The 14,409-nt window shown below is 42.5% G+C and carries 23 protein-coding genes and 1 tRNA gene; 10 read left to right on the forward strand and 14 right to left on the reverse strand.

The window, feature by feature from the left end; all coding sequences use genetic code 11:
• Window positions 1-235 precede the first annotated feature (235 nt).
• Window positions 236-493, reverse strand: coding sequence for a hypothetical protein (locus B1A98_RS12400; protein WP_063383958.1), 258 nt, complete (start codon window positions 491-493; stop codon window positions 236-238).
• A 431-nt stretch (window positions 494-924) separates the two neighbouring features.
• Between B1A98_RS12400 and B1A98_RS12405 the strand changes: the two genes are divergently transcribed.
• The 4 genes from B1A98_RS12405 to B1A98_RS12415 all read left to right on the forward strand — a co-directional run bounded on the left by B1A98_RS12405 (window position 925) and on the right by B1A98_RS12415 (window position 3,669).
• On the forward strand, window positions 925-1,119 hold the full coding sequence (locus B1A98_RS12405) for a helix-turn-helix domain-containing protein (protein WP_063383957.1): 195 nt from the start codon (window positions 925-927) through the stop codon (window positions 1,117-1,119).
• 36 nt (window positions 1,120-1,155) lie between these two features.
• Window positions 1,156-2,349 carry a site-specific integrase gene (locus B1A98_RS12410; RefSeq protein WP_082821638.1) on the forward strand — a complete coding sequence of 398 codons (1,194 nt, stop codon included), beginning with the start codon at window positions 1,156-1,158 and terminating at the stop codon, window positions 2,347-2,349.
• Window positions 2,350-2,533: 184 nt separating this feature from the next.
• A complete protein-coding gene (locus tag B1A98_RS20775; RefSeq protein ID WP_240492412.1) occupies window positions 2,534-2,716 on the forward strand; it encodes an Arm DNA-binding domain-containing protein in 183 nt (60 codons plus the stop codon).
• 62 nt (window positions 2,717-2,778) lie between these two features.
• Window positions 2,779-3,669 (forward strand): tyrosine-type recombinase/integrase, encoded by an 891-nt coding sequence (locus B1A98_RS12415; protein WP_240492410.1) that lies wholly within the window; start codon window positions 2,779-2,781, stop codon window positions 3,667-3,669.
• 130 nt (window positions 3,670-3,799) lie between these two features.
• Here B1A98_RS12415 and B1A98_RS12420 read toward each other — a convergent pair.
• The 3 genes from B1A98_RS12420 to B1A98_RS12430 all read right to left on the reverse strand — a co-directional run bounded on the left by B1A98_RS12420 (window position 3,800) and on the right by B1A98_RS12430 (window position 5,455).
• A tRNA-Val gene (locus B1A98_RS12420) sits at window positions 3,800-3,872 on the reverse strand.
• Between the two features lie 99 nt (window positions 3,873-3,971).
• On the reverse strand, window positions 3,972-4,670 hold the full coding sequence (locus B1A98_RS12425) for a hypothetical protein (RefSeq protein WP_063383955.1): 699 nt from the start codon (window positions 4,668-4,670) through the stop codon (window positions 3,972-3,974).
• The gene (locus tag B1A98_RS12430) at window positions 4,667-5,455 is read right to left on the reverse strand and encodes an ATP-binding cassette domain-containing protein (protein ID WP_063383954.1); all 789 of its coding nucleotides are present in this window, start codon (window positions 5,453-5,455) and stop codon (window positions 4,667-4,669) included. Before B1A98_RS12430 ends, B1A98_RS12425 begins: the two co-directional genes overlap by 4 nt.
• Before the next feature lie 80 nt (window positions 5,456-5,535).
• On the opposite strand from B1A98_RS12430, the gene B1A98_RS12435 reads away from it, so the two are divergent.
• From B1A98_RS12435 to B1A98_RS12450, 4 genes are all read left to right on the forward strand, one after another.
• The gene (locus tag B1A98_RS12435; RefSeq protein ID WP_063383953.1) at window positions 5,536-5,763 is read left to right on the forward strand and encodes a hypothetical protein; all 228 of its coding nucleotides are present in this window, start codon (window positions 5,536-5,538) and stop codon (window positions 5,761-5,763) included.
• Window positions 5,764-5,927: 164 nt separating this feature from the next.
• Window positions 5,928-6,653 (forward strand): alpha/beta hydrolase, encoded by a 726-nt coding sequence (locus tag B1A98_RS12440; protein ID WP_041114083.1) that lies wholly within the window; start codon window positions 5,928-5,930, stop codon window positions 6,651-6,653.
• A gap of 106 nt (window positions 6,654-6,759) precedes the next feature.
• Complete coding sequence (locus B1A98_RS12445; RefSeq protein ID WP_063383952.1) at window positions 6,760-7,275, forward strand: YjcG family protein; 516 nt, start codon at window positions 6,760-6,762, stop codon at window positions 7,273-7,275.
• A gap of 6 nt (window positions 7,276-7,281) precedes the next feature.
• The gene (locus B1A98_RS12450) at window positions 7,282-7,704 is read left to right on the forward strand and encodes a GNAT family N-acetyltransferase (RefSeq protein ID WP_063383951.1); all 423 of its coding nucleotides are present in this window, start codon (window positions 7,282-7,284) and stop codon (window positions 7,702-7,704) included.
• Between the two features lie 81 nt (window positions 7,705-7,785).
• On the opposite strand, the gene B1A98_RS12455 is transcribed toward B1A98_RS12450, so the two are convergent.
• The 7 genes from B1A98_RS12455 to B1A98_RS20280 form a co-directional block, all read right to left on the reverse strand.
• The gene (locus B1A98_RS12455) at window positions 7,786-8,049 is read right to left on the reverse strand and encodes a hypothetical protein (protein WP_063383950.1); all 264 of its coding nucleotides are present in this window, start codon (window positions 8,047-8,049) and stop codon (window positions 7,786-7,788) included.
• 80 nt (window positions 8,050-8,129) lie between these two features.
• On the reverse strand, window positions 8,130-8,387 hold the full coding sequence (gene spoVIF / locus B1A98_RS12460; RefSeq protein WP_063383949.1) for a sporulation-specific transcription regulator SpoVIF: 258 nt from the start codon (window positions 8,385-8,387) through the stop codon (window positions 8,130-8,132).
• 154 nt (window positions 8,388-8,541) lie between these two features.
• Window positions 8,542-8,691 (reverse strand): YjcZ family sporulation protein, encoded by a 150-nt coding sequence (locus B1A98_RS12465; RefSeq protein WP_041099287.1) that lies wholly within the window; start codon window positions 8,689-8,691, stop codon window positions 8,542-8,544.
• A gap of 79 nt (window positions 8,692-8,770) precedes the next feature.
• Entirely contained in the window at window positions 8,771-9,127 is a 357-nt protein-coding gene (spoVAE, locus tag B1A98_RS12470; RefSeq protein ID WP_041099285.1) for a stage V sporulation protein AE, read from the reverse strand.
• Window positions 9,128-9,244: 117 nt separating this feature from the next.
• Window positions 9,245-9,718, reverse strand: coding sequence for a stage V sporulation protein AC (gene spoVAC / locus B1A98_RS12475; protein WP_063383948.1), 474 nt, complete (start codon window positions 9,716-9,718; stop codon window positions 9,245-9,247).
• Between the two features lie 11 nt (window positions 9,719-9,729).
• Window positions 9,730-10,182, reverse strand: a complete 453-nt coding sequence (locus B1A98_RS12480; protein WP_063383947.1) for a YhcN/YlaJ family sporulation lipoprotein — start codon at window positions 10,180-10,182, stop codon at window positions 9,730-9,732.
• Between the two features lie 110 nt (window positions 10,183-10,292).
• A complete protein-coding gene (locus tag B1A98_RS20280) occupies window positions 10,293-10,481 on the reverse strand; it encodes a hypothetical protein (protein WP_125474327.1) in 189 nt (62 codons plus the stop codon).
• A gap of 140 nt (window positions 10,482-10,621) precedes the next feature.
• Between B1A98_RS20280 and B1A98_RS20490 the strand changes: the two genes are divergently transcribed.
• Window positions 10,622-10,960 (forward strand): hypothetical protein, encoded by a 339-nt coding sequence (locus tag B1A98_RS20490; RefSeq protein ID WP_063383946.1) that lies wholly within the window; start codon window positions 10,622-10,624, stop codon window positions 10,958-10,960.
• 664 nt (window positions 10,961-11,624) lie between these two features.
• Here the strand turns inward: B1A98_RS20490 and B1A98_RS12500 are convergent.
• The gene (locus B1A98_RS12500; protein ID WP_063383943.1) at window positions 11,625-11,987 is read right to left on the reverse strand and encodes a DUF1360 domain-containing protein; all 363 of its coding nucleotides are present in this window, start codon (window positions 11,985-11,987) and stop codon (window positions 11,625-11,627) included.
• Between the two features lie 194 nt (window positions 11,988-12,181).
• Between B1A98_RS12500 and B1A98_RS12505 the strand changes: the two genes are divergently transcribed.
• Window positions 12,182-12,673, forward strand: coding sequence for a CotY/CotZ family spore coat protein (locus B1A98_RS12505; protein ID WP_063383942.1), 492 nt, complete (start codon window positions 12,182-12,184; stop codon window positions 12,671-12,673).
• 109 nt (window positions 12,674-12,782) lie between these two features.
• Here the strand turns inward: B1A98_RS12505 and B1A98_RS12510 are convergent, their stop codons facing one another.
• Both B1A98_RS12510 and fabI read right to left on the reverse strand, forming a co-directional pair.
• The gene (locus B1A98_RS12510; protein WP_063383941.1) at window positions 12,783-13,328 is read right to left on the reverse strand and encodes a CotO family spore coat protein; all 546 of its coding nucleotides are present in this window, start codon (window positions 13,326-13,328) and stop codon (window positions 12,783-12,785) included.
• Window positions 13,329-13,617: 289 nt separating this feature from the next.
• Entirely contained in the window at window positions 13,618-14,394 is a 777-nt protein-coding gene (gene fabI, locus B1A98_RS12515) for an enoyl-ACP reductase FabI (RefSeq protein ID WP_063383940.1), read from the reverse strand.
• Window positions 14,395-14,409 lie beyond the last annotated feature (15 nt).

Raw genomic sequence — 14,409 nt, forward strand, 5'->3', positions numbered from 1 at the left:
AAAGTCATCATTATATTTTTTGCCTGCAGGCTTACGTTCCATTTCGGACACATCCTCTCAAAATAATTGTAAGGACTTAATTAAACTGTGTCCATGAAACTATACTAACTCCAATTCAGAGATGCCAGTTAATAAAAGAGTGGGAGAATGGTAATTTTCGCGCGCTCTTCGAACATTGTAAAATAAAAAAGTGAAGAATTGTTCTAATATCTTTACTTTTTCTTATCATATAAAGTTATTTACTCGTACCCAATTTCTCCCATGATTCTACTTCCTCACGTGATTTTTCTGGCAAACAATCTTTTAAAAACTGTCGCAACAATCTTCCGTCGATATGCGGAACTAGTTCATTCATAAAGACTACATCCATTTCATCAATTTGAGGATATCCTTTTATTAAATCGTTTTTATACTTGTTCCATACTTCTGGTCTGGATTCCTTAATATCTTTAATATTGAAGCCGATACCAGTTTTCCTCCATTCTTTAGACATAAAAACACTCCTTTTAAGATGACTATTAATGCCTTACCAAAAGTCCAAAAGATTACTTAAATAGATACTAATACATAAACCAAAGCTGCATAAAAAGCGCCAAGGATAAAATGGTATACTTTCATGCTACCATCCCGCTTCACATAGTTTAAGCTCTTACTAAAATATAGAGAAAAACTAAAAAAAGAATGTGACAGGCATGCATGATAATATAACATCCATTTGTGACTGTTTCTCCGATTCTACACCACAATATTTCCGTTTCCTACATTAAAACCTAAATAAAACCCATGTGAACCCGATTACTAAATACCTTTAAAATTGACAGAATTTTTTTATTTCTTAAAAACCCTTCGAATGAAAAAAATTCGACGCTATAGTATTTAAGCTTCACTAATCAAACTCTATTAACTTATTTTAGGAGGGTTGACATGCAATATAAAAACCATGAAGAATTGCCAATGTTTTTAACAGCGGACGATCTTGCATCATTATTAAAAATCTCAAAACCAAAAGCATATGAGCTAATGAAACAAGATGGTTTTCCGCTTATCCAATTCGGTCGTTCAATGCGTGTTAGCCATGATGAATTTTTCCAGTGGCTGAATACACTTACAAAAGCCTAAGAGATTTTATCAAATTATTTAGAAAGGAATCCGATTATGGACTTTGACAAGTTGATTAAAGAAAAAGCAAAAGGATTTTATTTCCGGATAGATGTAGGCAAAAATCCTATTAACGGAAAAAGAACACAAAAATCCTTTGGACCGTATAGAACAAAAACAGAAGCTAAGAAGCAATTAGTTTCAATAAGAGCAGAAGTATTAGCAGGAAAGTACTTTATCTCTTCTCAAAAAAGCTTTGAGCCTTTTATAAATGAGTGGTTTGATGTTATTTATCGCCAAGACAAAAAAGAAACAACGCTAGAAACAAGAAGATATACTATTGACAGTCAGCTTATCCCTTATTTCGGCCAAACGCTTATCGATGAAATTGACAGCAAACAAATCGATAAATTTTTCATCTATTTAAGATCAAGTGGAAGAAAATCAAAAAAAGCAAACAATAGTAAACCAGAGAAAAAGGAAGAATTGTCAGGTTCATATCTGAATATTATCTATGATTTACTTAAACAAGTCTTTGCTACCGCTGTGTCATGGAGTCTTATTGAAAAAAATCCGCTGGACGGCAAAAAAAGACCTAAAATTGAAAACAATAAAAACAAAAAAAATAAATCGTGGACTAAAGATGAACTAAACCTTTTTCTAGAAGCAGCATCCAAGAAAAACTTAACCGCCCCTTTTCTGGTGGATGTTATGACCGGCTTACGAAGAGGGGAATTATCCGGACTAAAGTGGACTGATATCAATTTCGACGAGAAAACCATTACAGTCAATGGTTCCTTATATCGTAAAAAAGGAGAAGGGATAAAATATAAAGATAATACCAAAACAGAAAGCTCCGACAATCGAGTGATTACAGTTCCTGATATAGTGATAGATGTTCTACAAAAAGAAAAAGTAACTCAAATGGAAATGAAGAAAAAATCAGATGAGAACTTTAATAAAGACAACTATGTATTTGTTAAAATTGATGGAAAACCGTTTTCTCCCGATTATCTGACAAAAAAGTTTAGAGAGATTATAAGATCAATTGATGTTAAACAAATTACACTGCATGGGTTAAGACATACAAATGCTTCTTTATTAATGAAACTCGGTACCCATGCAAAAGTTGTTAGTGATATATTGGGTCATTCCCGAATTCAAGTAACGCTTGATTTTTACTCCCACTCTGATCAAGAATTAATCCGGAAATCAACGGATGAACTTGAAAAATACGTTTTCTCTAGTTAATAATCTTAAAAGCAGCTCCTATTAATAGGACTGCAATTACATAATAACTTACGATTAACAACATAACTATGGCTGCCATTGTACATTTTTTCCTTTTCCATCTCATCCTTTTTTTGTTACTATTACTTTAACCACATACTACACACATTCCCAATTTCAATTATCAGGAATGGAGTGTATTTTTATGGATTTTGAAAAGTTAATTAAGAAAAAGAAAAAAGGCTTTTACTTTCGGATTGACGTGGGCCTTAATCCGGCTACAGGTAAACGTAAGCAAGAAAGTTTTGGTCCATTTCGTACAAAAACCGAGGCAAAAAAAGAACTAATTAAGATTAAGAATGCAGTTGACAGTCATACTTACTTTTAGATAGTACGGAAACCTTTTCCGACTATCTAAAACGCTGGTTTGATACCTCTTACAAAAGATCAGTGGAAATTACGACGGCTAAAAGCAGAGAGTATATAGTTAATACCCATCTACTGGATCACTTTCAAAGGAAAAGTATTAGTGCAATTAATACCTTTGATATTGATTGCTTATATGTAGACAAATTAGATGATGGGTATTCAGGGGCATATATTAGACAGATGCATAACTTGCTAAATCAAGCGTTTGATCAAGCCGTTAGATGGTCTTTAATTAAAGTAAATCCAGTTAAAAATGCCAAACCGCCTAAAATCAAAAGTGAAGAGAAGTTGACTTGGACGGTAGACGAGACAAACCTATTTTTACAACGAGTAAAAAATAACTCGTTAGAACTCCCCTATCTCCTTGCTATCTTTACAGGCATGAGACGTGGAGAAGTATTAGGCTTAAAATGGGATGATATTGACCTTGCTAACAAGAAGATTCACATTAAACGCAGTTTATCATACGTTTCAGGCGAAGGAATTATTTTCAAAGAACCAAAAACACAGAAATCAAAAAGGCAAATTTCCATTTCCAAGTATGTTGTTGATGTGTTGGAACAGCATAAATTAAAGCAAAAAGGATTAAAAGAAAAGCACGAAGGCTACTATAAAGATCAAGGATTAGTTGTATGTACTCAGGATGGAAAGCCAGTTGATCCTAGAAATTTGCTACCGCAATTTTATCGTTTAATAGAAGAAGCCAATGTGCCAAGGATAAGTTTCCACGATCTTCGCCATACCCACGCCACGATTCTTATGCAGCAAGGGGAAAATCCAAAAGTTGTGAGTGAGCGGCTGGGCCATTCTCGTGTTGGTATAACATTGGATCTGTATTCCCATGTAAGTGATGATTTACAGGAACAAGTAGCTGTAAGATTTGAAGAAGCACTCATGAAAAGCAGCAGCTAAAATCAAGTGGAAAATCTCTTGTGCAGATTTTGTGCAAGTTTTTAAACGGATGATTTTTCTAATTATAATAGTTCATAATAAAAAAGCCACAACCCCTTATATATCAAGGCTTGCGGCTTCTCTCAAGATATGATTCCGACTGGGTTCGAACCAGCGACCTCTACCCTGTCAAGGTAGCGCTCTCCCAGCTGAGCTACGGAATCGTTCAACTGACAAGTTCTATTCTATGAAAATTCTTGTCAGTTGTCAACGGGTATTTTATTTTTTTGAGGAAAAGTTTTCTGTTTTCTTCAGATGATCTATTAATTTATTTTTTCTCTTTTTAAAAATAAGTATCGCAGGACCAGGAAGCTGGCTGTTATGTAGATCACGGTCCATGTACTTCCCGCCGGATGGGCAAAGATTCCTTCCTTAATAGCGTCTGTTACGGCAGCAACGGGCGGCAGCGTGAGCACGATCCACTGGAGCGCGGCGGGAAGGGCTTCAGCAATTCGAGGGGCGGCGACAGCGGCACAGACGACAAAGGCGCTGCCGCTCCAGGAGTATTTTTTTCCGCCCAGGCTTGTGGCACTGAACAGGACTCCTATGAATAGACCGAGCAGACTTAAGGCGGTGTGGCCATATAAAAAGCGCGCTGCTTGTCCGATCGAGAGCGGTTCGCTGAAAATTCCAAGCAGCAGCGGCAGCGTAAATGAAACAGCTGACAGTGCAAGGCCTGCCAGAAAAATGACAAGGAGCTTGCCGTAGAGAAAGTGTTCCCTTCTTCGCATATATGACAGCAAAATCAGCTTTTCGCTGCCTCTTTCCAATGAGCAGACGATCATGGCGATCCAGACCATAACCGGAAAAAGAGCGAAGGCCGAAATGGCATGGCTGTCAGCAACCGGCAAATGCTGATAATAGTATTGGCTGAAGAGCCAGGTGATATACAGAATAACAGGCGGCATCCACTTTAATGAATAGAAAAAAGACCCTGCCTGATAAACAATAAAGGATTTCATCGCTGATCCCCTTTCTTCACTCCGATAATGTGGCCGCCATGCTTAAGAATATCGCCAATCCTTTGATCTGAAACAGCTTCCTCGGCCATAATGCGGTAGAGCCGCTCTGCTACTGGAGTGGCCCCCAGCTTGTTTTCATCCATCTCATATGTAATTTCCATTGTCCGGACTGTTGGCTGCACAGGTGACAGAGAAAGAAGCCGGCCATTATCCAAAACTGCGGCATGGGTGGCCAGCTCAGCCGCCAGCTCTGTCTCATGAACAGCAAAAATAATTGTCTTTTTCCCTTTCTGCTGCCTTAAGAGGTCCACGGCCGTGCGGATTGCCTTTTCGTCCATGCCTGTGAACGGCTCATCAAGAAACAGCACGTCCCCGTTTTTCAAAAGCGCTTGGATGAACCCGGCCTTTTGCTTTGTGCCTTTTGAACATTTTTTTAACGGTGTATCAAGAAATGGATCAAGATCAAACATCCGTGTGTAAACAGAGACCGCTTCTGCTGAAGTGCCCATTTCAGCCAGCAGTGCGAGATACCTTCTCACCGTAAAGGAAAGGTGTTCAGGAAAATGCTCGGGCACATAGGCATACGAAGAAAAGTTCCGCCGCACCTCTCCCCTCTGCGGTTCACTCATTCCAGCGAGCAGCTTAATGAGCGAGCTTTTCCCCGAACCGTTCGCTCCTGTGATTGCGATAGCCGCTCCGTCTTCAATTTCCATCGTGATCTCTTTTAGAAGCGGTTGTCCGTTGATCGAAAAACCAGCCTCTATTGCTTCAATAATTGTCCCCATATTTCCCTCCCAAAACGCGGTTTCCCCGCTTGCGTAAAGAACACTTGTTCGTATATAATAAGAACAAGGAGCTGATTACTATGAATGCTTTCCTGCTGCGAAGCCAGCGTGAAGAGCTGCCGCTCGTCATTATGTATCAAGCTCAGGACGGAACGATCACTAAAAGAACAATCATAGTGAAGTCGCTTTCGTCTTCGGCTGTGTATGCTTATTGCTTTTATCGAAAACAAAATCGCCGCTTTCTGCTTTCCAATATACTCGCTGTTTATCCCGCTTCTGTGCTGCGCAGGAAGATCCGGCCGGCCTGATGCTCTTAGAGCCGGCCGTTTATTTCATTATAATAAAAGGCTATGGAAAAATCAGGATTGATTTTAGCGAAAGGAAAAATCCTCAAGCCTGAGAACAAATACTGCCAAACCTATTTATGCTAAAATCAATGCTGAACCACTAATTAATTGTTTGGAGGGTCTTTATGACGATAAAGCGCGGCACAATTATCGATGAAACAATTTATTCTAAAGAGCTAGATGAAGAAATCGAGATGCTCGTATACCTTCCGGCGAATTTTTCTCCACTATATAAATATTCGCTGTTAATTGCCCAGGATGGGAAAGACTATTTCCAGATGGGACGTCTTCCGCGCCTGGCAGATGAACTGCTGGCTGAGGAAGAAATTGAGAATCTCATTATTGTTGGGGTTCCTTACCGTGGCGTCCAAGACCGCTGGGAAAAATATCATCCCGACGGTCCGAAGCAAGAAGCCTACATTCGCTTTTTAGCCCATGAGCTTGTTCCCTTTCTTGATGAAAAATATCCAGTCTACCATGTTGGCTATGGCCGGGCGCTTGCCGGCGACTCCCTGGCGGCTACTGTGTCATTAATGGCCGCGTTGCGCTATCCGCATACGTTCGGAAAAGTGATCATGCACTCGCCGCACGTTGATGAGAACGTGCTGAAGGCGGTCAATGAAGCAGAGGATTATAAGCAGCTAAGCCTTTATCATGTGATTGGCTTGGAGGAAACGACCGTGACACGAATGAATGGAGAGGTAGACGATTTTCTGACGCCAAACCGCACCTTGCATCGCCTTTTGGATGAGAAGCGATTCGAATGCTTCTATGATGAACTATCAGGCGGGCACACGTGGAAAACATGGCAGCCGGACTTAAAACGCGCCTTGCTCACCATGTTTGAGTAAAAACATTTTCCTGGAAAAGTGTCTTTTCTATGGAATAATGAGAAAATTTGCTATAATAAAAAGAAGATTCATAATGATTTTTTACTTATAAGGAGTGAGAGAGAACATGAAATTAGGTATCGTTATTTTTCCATCAAAAAAACTTCAGGATTTTGTCAATTCCTACAGAAAGCGCTATGACCCTCACTATGCGCTCGTTCCACCTCACATCACATTAAAAAGTGCATTTGATGCCGATGAAAGCGATTTGAAAACTTTAACTAGCAAGCTGGAGGAAATCGCGAAGAAACACCAGCCGTTTTCTTTCCATCTCAGCAAAGTAAAAACATTTCATCCTTTAAATAATGTTATTTATCTAAAGGTTGATCCTAGCGAAGCATTAACCACTTTAAACGAAGATCTTTACGGGGAAGGCATGATCGGCGGCGAACCGGAATACGGATTTGTCCCTCATTTGACGATCGGACAAAAGCTATCCAATTTAGAGCATGACGATGTGTATAATTCCTTGCAAATGCTGGCGATTGACCATGAAGAAACAACTGACCGTTTCCACCTGCTGTATCAGCTGGAAAACGGATCATGGACTGTGTATGAAACATTCTTACTCGGAAAGGGATAATCACTCGTGAAAGTCATTACTGTACAAAATGTTCGGGAACGTGAAGACGCCTATACTGTCCGCAAGAAAGTTTTCGTGGAAGAGCAGCGTGTTCCGCTCGATCTGGAAATTGATGAGCATGAGGAGGAGGCGGTGCATTTTGTCTTATACGATGAAGGCAAACCATGCGGCGCCGGCCGCTTTCGCACGAAGGATGGACTGGGTAAGGCAGAGCGCATTTGCATTCTGCCCGAGTATCGAGGCAAGGGAGCTGGCCGGCTGATTATGGAAGCAGTCGAGGCACAGGCCCGTGAACAACAATTGACTGCTTTGAAGCTTGATGCCCAAGTTCATGCCATTCCGTTTTATGAGCGGCTCGGCTATGAAATCATCTCTGATGAGTTTATGGATGCCGGCATTCCCCATAAATCCATGAAAAAAACGCTTTAAACGAAGTGGCTGTCCTTCAGAGGACAGCCGCCTGAAACACCAAAAAAAAGCTGTTCCGCAGAAGCGGAACAGCTTTTTTCTTTATGCAAACTTGTTCACGAAGATTCCTTTGCCGCTGACCTTTGCAGCGTGCAGTTGAAACGCCTCATATTCTTTTTTCTTTGAGAGCCGGGCCTCTGTACGGTCATCCGCTGCCATTGATGCATCCGAACTGTTATCGAGAATTTTACTGAAGGATACTCTTTCAACAGGCTCAATAGATGAATAGCTGTCACCGGCGTGGTTCACGACCCGTTCGCGGTATTGACTATATTGATAATGCGGAATCGGCAGGATGTAGCCCATTCTTCTCCCCCCTCTTTTTTTCGCTTTTTCTTACATTTTCCCCTTTTTAAATTATTTAAACATTTTTCTGATTTTTCCTTCTATTTCTTTTTATTTAACATATCTGTAATTGTCTGCATATCTAACTTTTGTCCATCTTTCACAATGGACTGCACAATTTGATCTTCCAGCTGCTGCGGCACCGATTTGTTGGCAAGGGCCGATACACGCTTAATAATATGCCGGACCGTTTTTTCATCCTTAAAATTGGCATTTTGCAAAGAATTGGCCAACTCCATAATATCTTTCATCCGCACACCTGTTTTTTGTTCAATATTTTTGAAAAATCCGTTTTCCACCTTTGCTCCTCCTCCTTTTTCTCTTTTTTATCTTATGCGTCCCTCCTGAAAAAGTGCCCGTCATTGGGCAGCGCTTGTCTATCTGTTGGCAGACAGCAAAAAAGCCAACGCAAACGGAAATTGCACGGTCCGTTTACGTCAGCCCAATCGTTCATTAGCAGCCATAAAAGCTTGCTCCGACAATAATTAACAAAATGAAAAGCACAACAATTAACACGAATGTTGATGTACCGCCGCCATAACCATAACCTCCGCAGCAGCCACCAAAGCCGCCAAAGCCACCATATCCGTAACCAAAGCCCATTCTTATCACCTCACTTTTCCTCTGTACACTGTTACTATATGAGAAAAATGACGATACGTTTGGGCAAACGCCATATGGATCAGCCTTTTGGCTTGAAGACAGCTGCTCCGATGAATCCGAAGATAATAGCTGCGGAAATCCCCGAGCTTGTCACTTCAAACATTCCTGTCAAAACACCGACCAGCCCATGCTGCTCCGCTTCTTGCATCGCGCCGGCAACGAGTGAATTGCCAAAGCTGGTAATCGGGATAGTCGCTCCAGCTCCGGCAAAATCAATTAAAGGTTCATATAAGTCAAATCCAGCCAGAATTGCACCAGCTACCACTAGTACACTGAGTGTATGGCCCGGTGTAAGCTTGCCGACATCCATCATAAGCTGGCCGATCACACAGATCAAACCGCCGATCACAAAGGCCCAAAAAAACATTGCCAGCATATACCTTCTCTCCTTTCTATTGAATATGAGGAGGGCTTCAACCGCTCGACTCACTGGCATAGCTGCACTCAAGGTGAAACATGCCCGAATCGAACAGCCAGAAAAGTGTGCAACTCTTTACAGGCCGCCCCACTGCATCAAAATCGTTTTGAATAAAGCGATCACAAAGGCAGAGAATACGCCGAACAGAATAACGGAACCGGCGAGCTTAAACATATTGCCGCCAACCCCTAAGACAAAGCCTTCTGTCCGATGCTCAATCGCTGCGGAAACCACCGCATTGCCAAACCCTGATACCGGCACAGCGCTTCCCGCTCCTGCATATTGCCCTAAATGATCATAAACGCCAAATCCCGTAAGCAGCATCGCCAAAAATACGACCGTTGCCACTGTCGGATTGCCGGCCGTTTGCTCCGTGAAATCAAAAAAGTAAATGTAAAAGTAAGTAATCGCCTGGCCGATTGTACAGATAAGACCGCCAACAAAAAAGGCACGCAAGCAGTTTTTCAATACAGGACGCTTCAGCTCATGCTTTTGATTCAGCTTGTCATACTGCTGCTGGGCAGGTGTCTTCTTTTCATTGTTACTCATAGAATTCTCCTTTACGTTTTCTCTCTTTTTAAACGAATAATTTCATGAAGACGCTTGTCTGCTTCTTTCTCATTCGTTTTGCCGGCATCCATATCTTCACGAAGCCGAACTGCTTCAAGAAAGATTTTGTAGTCGCTTGATACAACAAATGTTTCATCGCCATATTCTTTATCAAGCCGTTCCTTTAAGCTTTTTTCGATTTTCTTCATTTGAAAACGATCCAAATGCCGGACTTTATAAGCGACGAGGACGTTGTGATCTCCTTTGATGACAGCCGCGTCATAAATTTCGTTTATCGCTTCCACCTCTTCGCGAATCTTTTCTACAGATATCCCGTCCCTTTCAATTTGGATGGGCTCCGGGTTTGTTGTTTTCAGCAAAGCAAGCCGGCTGTCCTCTCTTTCCTTCTGAAAGCCGCAGCCCGCAAGAAGCACCGCTGTCAATAAATAAATGACCGCTCTCATGTTCTTCCTCCATTCTTCCGCCATTTACATTTAGTTTTTTCCGATTTCCTGTTTTTATTTATCTAAAATCTTTAAAGGCTTAATCTAGAGGAAAAAAGAAAAAATCGCCCTTATTGGAGCGATTTCAATTTATCGACAAAAGGGATTCGGAATAGAATCATTTCGAACCCATTTTCGGGTCCTGCCAAGTCCAATTGGCCATTTACTTGAGAGTCATCGCAGCGAAAGTAAGCATCTGCAAATACACGCTCGATCATTTCTTTGCGAACTATTTTTTTCGAATTTACACTTATTCGCACTGACTTTCACATCGGTAGAGTCCACAAAAACGCGTTCTGCACGGATGAGCTTTTTCTTGGCGGCTATTTTTAACATACGATAGAAGCCCCGCTCAAACAGGTCGGTATCTTTAAAACGGCGCTCGCAGTTCTTATCAAAGATGGACCAGTTAATTAAAATCACAGGATCGATGCTTGGACGCCCCGCTTCCGACTACACTTCTTCCATCAAGCCAGCAATAAAAGAAAAATCCACTTCCTTACCCCAAGCGTTTGATCTATTTATTTTCAAACAAGCATCATTATACGACTGCCCTCTTGTTGTGCACTCTGTTGATTGGAATAGAAGGCGCGCAGACTCCGGCGGGATCAGCGGGACAGGTGAGACCCCGCAGGCGCTTTGGCGGCGAGGAGGCTCACCGCTCGCCCCGCGGAAAGCGAAGCGCCTGGAGTGGAAAGCAACAGAACCCATCCATACACAATATAAAAAGGACGGCTGATTTTTTATTCAGCCGCTGGATGCCGGTGTGATGATTCCATTTTCAAACAAACATCATTATACGACTGCCCTCTTTTTATGCATTCTGTTGATTGGAATGGAAGGCGCGCAGACTCCAGCGGGATCAGCGGGACAGGTGAGACCCCGCAGGCGCTTGGGCGCCGAGGAGGCTCACCGCCCGCCCCGCGGAAAGCGAAGCGCCTGGAATGGAAAGCAACAGAACCCATCCATACACAATATAAAAAGGACGGCTGATTTTTTATTCAGCAGCTGGATGCCGGTGTGATGATTCCATTTTCAAATAAGCATCATTATACGACTATCCTCTTTTTATGCACTCTGTTGATTGGAATGGAAGGCGCGCAGACTCCAGCGGGCTCACCGCCCGCCCCGCGGAAAGCGAAGCGCCTGGAGTGGAAAGCAACAGAACCCTTTCACAAGCAAACTAAAAAAGACTGTAGACAAACTTCCATTTTCATTGGGTTTGTCTACAGTCTAAAATTGTCCTCATTGGGTCGATTTTTTCTTTTTCTTTTTCTTCGTGCAGCCGCAGGATTTCTTCTTAGGCTTTTCGTGCCCATTATTCTGATGGAGGGATCCACTCATTTATTTATCACTCCTTTGTATCCCTATCACATTATTATATGATTTCCTGCTTAAATGAGTTAGTCCATTTCCCCAATCAACCGTTGGACAAATGACTCAATTAGTGCCCCGCCGCCAGCGACCGCAAGAATAAGCAGAAAGAAACCGCCAATGCGCGGCAAGAACAAATCCGTTAAGCAGCAAAAGGCGGAAACCCATACTCCCGTACACCAATAGCAGCTCAGCATGCGGCCGATCCATCCCTTTAAGCCCCGCCGTTTCGGTACTATATATACTTCTGTCTTTCCTGCTTCTGTTTTCTCCTTCACCTCTGTAAAAAAAGGAGCGCGAACGCCTTCCATAATGTCATCAAATACGAGCAATCTCGTCAGCCGGAATGAGGCCAGGAAAAGAACAACTAAGTCAATTATTGTAATAGCCATCGTCCATCCTCTCTCTTGAAATCACCCATTTAAGAGCAAATCAGCAATTGTGTATATTTATTCAACACTTTCTTTTGTAATAAAGTTTTTCAGAGATAAATTTTCCTGATAAAAGCGGCAATTGTCCGTACCCATTTAATGAAAACCCCATATGTTAGTAATGTAAGAAATAACTCAAAGAAAGGAGCTTACCAATGAGCTGTAAAGGCAACGATAGACATTCTAGTTGCGTTTGTGAGGTACTGCGGGCGATTAAAGATCTTCAGGATGCAGCCGACCGCGATGATTGCCGCGGCTGTAAAGACTGCTTGGCAGAGCCGCTTGGAGATTTAGCGGGAGTGCGTGATACCGCTGATACGCGCGTATTCACTTTGACACTGAAAGATGGTTCCCCGTTCTTTGCTTTCTTTAAACCAGAACATTCCCACCACGGCCACTGTGACGCTTGCGTCTCTATTTTCTTCCGCGTAGAAGAGGTGTTTGACAACTGTTGTGCCCGCCTTCGCGCCTTAAGACCGATAAAAGACGGCAGAGTTGTCAACCTTGCTGACGGATATGGCATTGATCTTTGCAAAGTATGTGAAGTTGAAACTTTTGAGAAGACATTCAGCTGTATCACTGTTGACTTAAATTGCTTCTGTGCTGTTCAATGTATTAAAGATATCGATTTAGATATTTGCGATTAATAAAGAGAAAAGCAGCGGTTTCTTGCCGTTGCTTTTTTTATTTATCGGCCGGTCTCAAAAGCCGCTGCGCTTTCTTGATGAACACCCTGCCGCCTGAATAGTACCCGCTTTAGAGCGGACCGAGCAGGTGAATATGCTGGAGTTCCTTCCGGTCAATTGTGACATTCTCCCCCTTTAATGACTTAACTTCAATATTGTCGGGCGTGACTTCACTTAGCATTCCTTTATGTGAAACTTTCCCACAATCAAAAATACACGGAATAGAAGTAAATTGGGTCATTAAGTGCTGGAGTTTTTCATCCATCTCCATATCATTGAAACGCTTGACTGGACGCATGCCGCTCCATACAGGCTGCTCCTCCGCTTCACTTTTTTCTTGTACAGGCGGTTCACTGGCTATTGGGATTGGGACTTGCTTTCGCTCTTTTCTCTTTTTCGGCGGCGTTTCGGCCATCATTGGCTTTTCCTTTTTGACCGCCTGATGAATGGCCTTTTCCTGTATCTTCTCTTCTTGTTTTTCCTCAGCTTGCACCTCTCTCTTCTGCTCAGAGCGATCCTTTGCATGGTAAGTGCTTTGCATGACCGGCTCCGGAAAAACAAATTTAGGCTGATGAATATACATAAGCGGCTCGCGCTTTTCTTTATTTTTTTCCATGCTTACACCTCCTGACAGGCTTTCTCTTCATTTATATGCCTGTTCTTTCTCTTTCATGAAAAAAAGAAAAGAGATTCGGAAGGCGCGCAGCCTCCTGCGGGATCTGCGGGACAGGCTCGCCGCCCGCCCCGCGGACAGCGAAGCGCCTGGAATGGAAAGAAACAGACCCATCCACAAATAAACTAAAAAAGACTGTAGACAAGCCTCAATTTTCATTGAGCTTGTCTACAGTCTGAAACCCGCTGATCTGTCAGCTGGTTTTTAAACTAAGAGCTATTTCTCGGGATATTTACTTCGCAATAATGTGGAAGCCGGAGTCAACATGAATGTTTTCGCCGGTAATTCCGCGAGCCATATCGCTTAAAAGGAATACAGCTGTATCTCCTACTTCTTCCTGTGTTGTTGTTCGGCGCAGCGGGGCGCTTTCTTCGATATCTTTTAAAATTGAGTTGAAATCACTGATGCCTTTAGCCGCTAGTGTACGAATCGGACCGGCAGAAATGGAGTTGACGCGAATGCCGTGCTGGCCAAGATCAGCAGCCAAATAACGGACGCTGGCATCAAGCGACGCTTTCGCTACACCCATCACATTGTAATTTTTCACGACGCGTTCTCCGCCTAAATACGTCATAGTCAAAATGCTGCCGCCTTCAGTCATAAGCGGCTTCGCGTATTTAGCTACGGCTGTCAGTGAATACGAGCTGATATTATGGGCAAGGAGGAAGCCTTCACGGGATGTATCAACAAAATCTCCATCTAGATCTTCTTTATTAGCGAAAGCAATGCAATGAGCAAGCCCATGAATGACTCCTACTTGTTCTTTAATTTGCGCGAAGCATTTTTCGATATCTTCATCGACGGTCACATCACACGGCAAAATTAAAGAATCATTTCCTTCAAGTGTTTCTGCAAGCTCGCGAACATTCTTTTCAAGGCGTTCGCCTGCATATGTAAAAATCAAACGGGCGCCGGCTTCATGCAGTGAGCGGGCGATTCCCCAGGCAATACTTCTTTTATTGGCAACTCCCATAACAACGAATGTTTTCCCCGTTAAAGAAAAAGTCATCTCTGTTCCTCCCAT

Origin of the sequence: Pseudobacillus badius (genome assembly GCF_002189605.1) — a bacterium.
GTDB lineage: Bacteria > Bacillota > Bacilli > Bacillales > Domibacillaceae > Pseudobacillus > Pseudobacillus badius.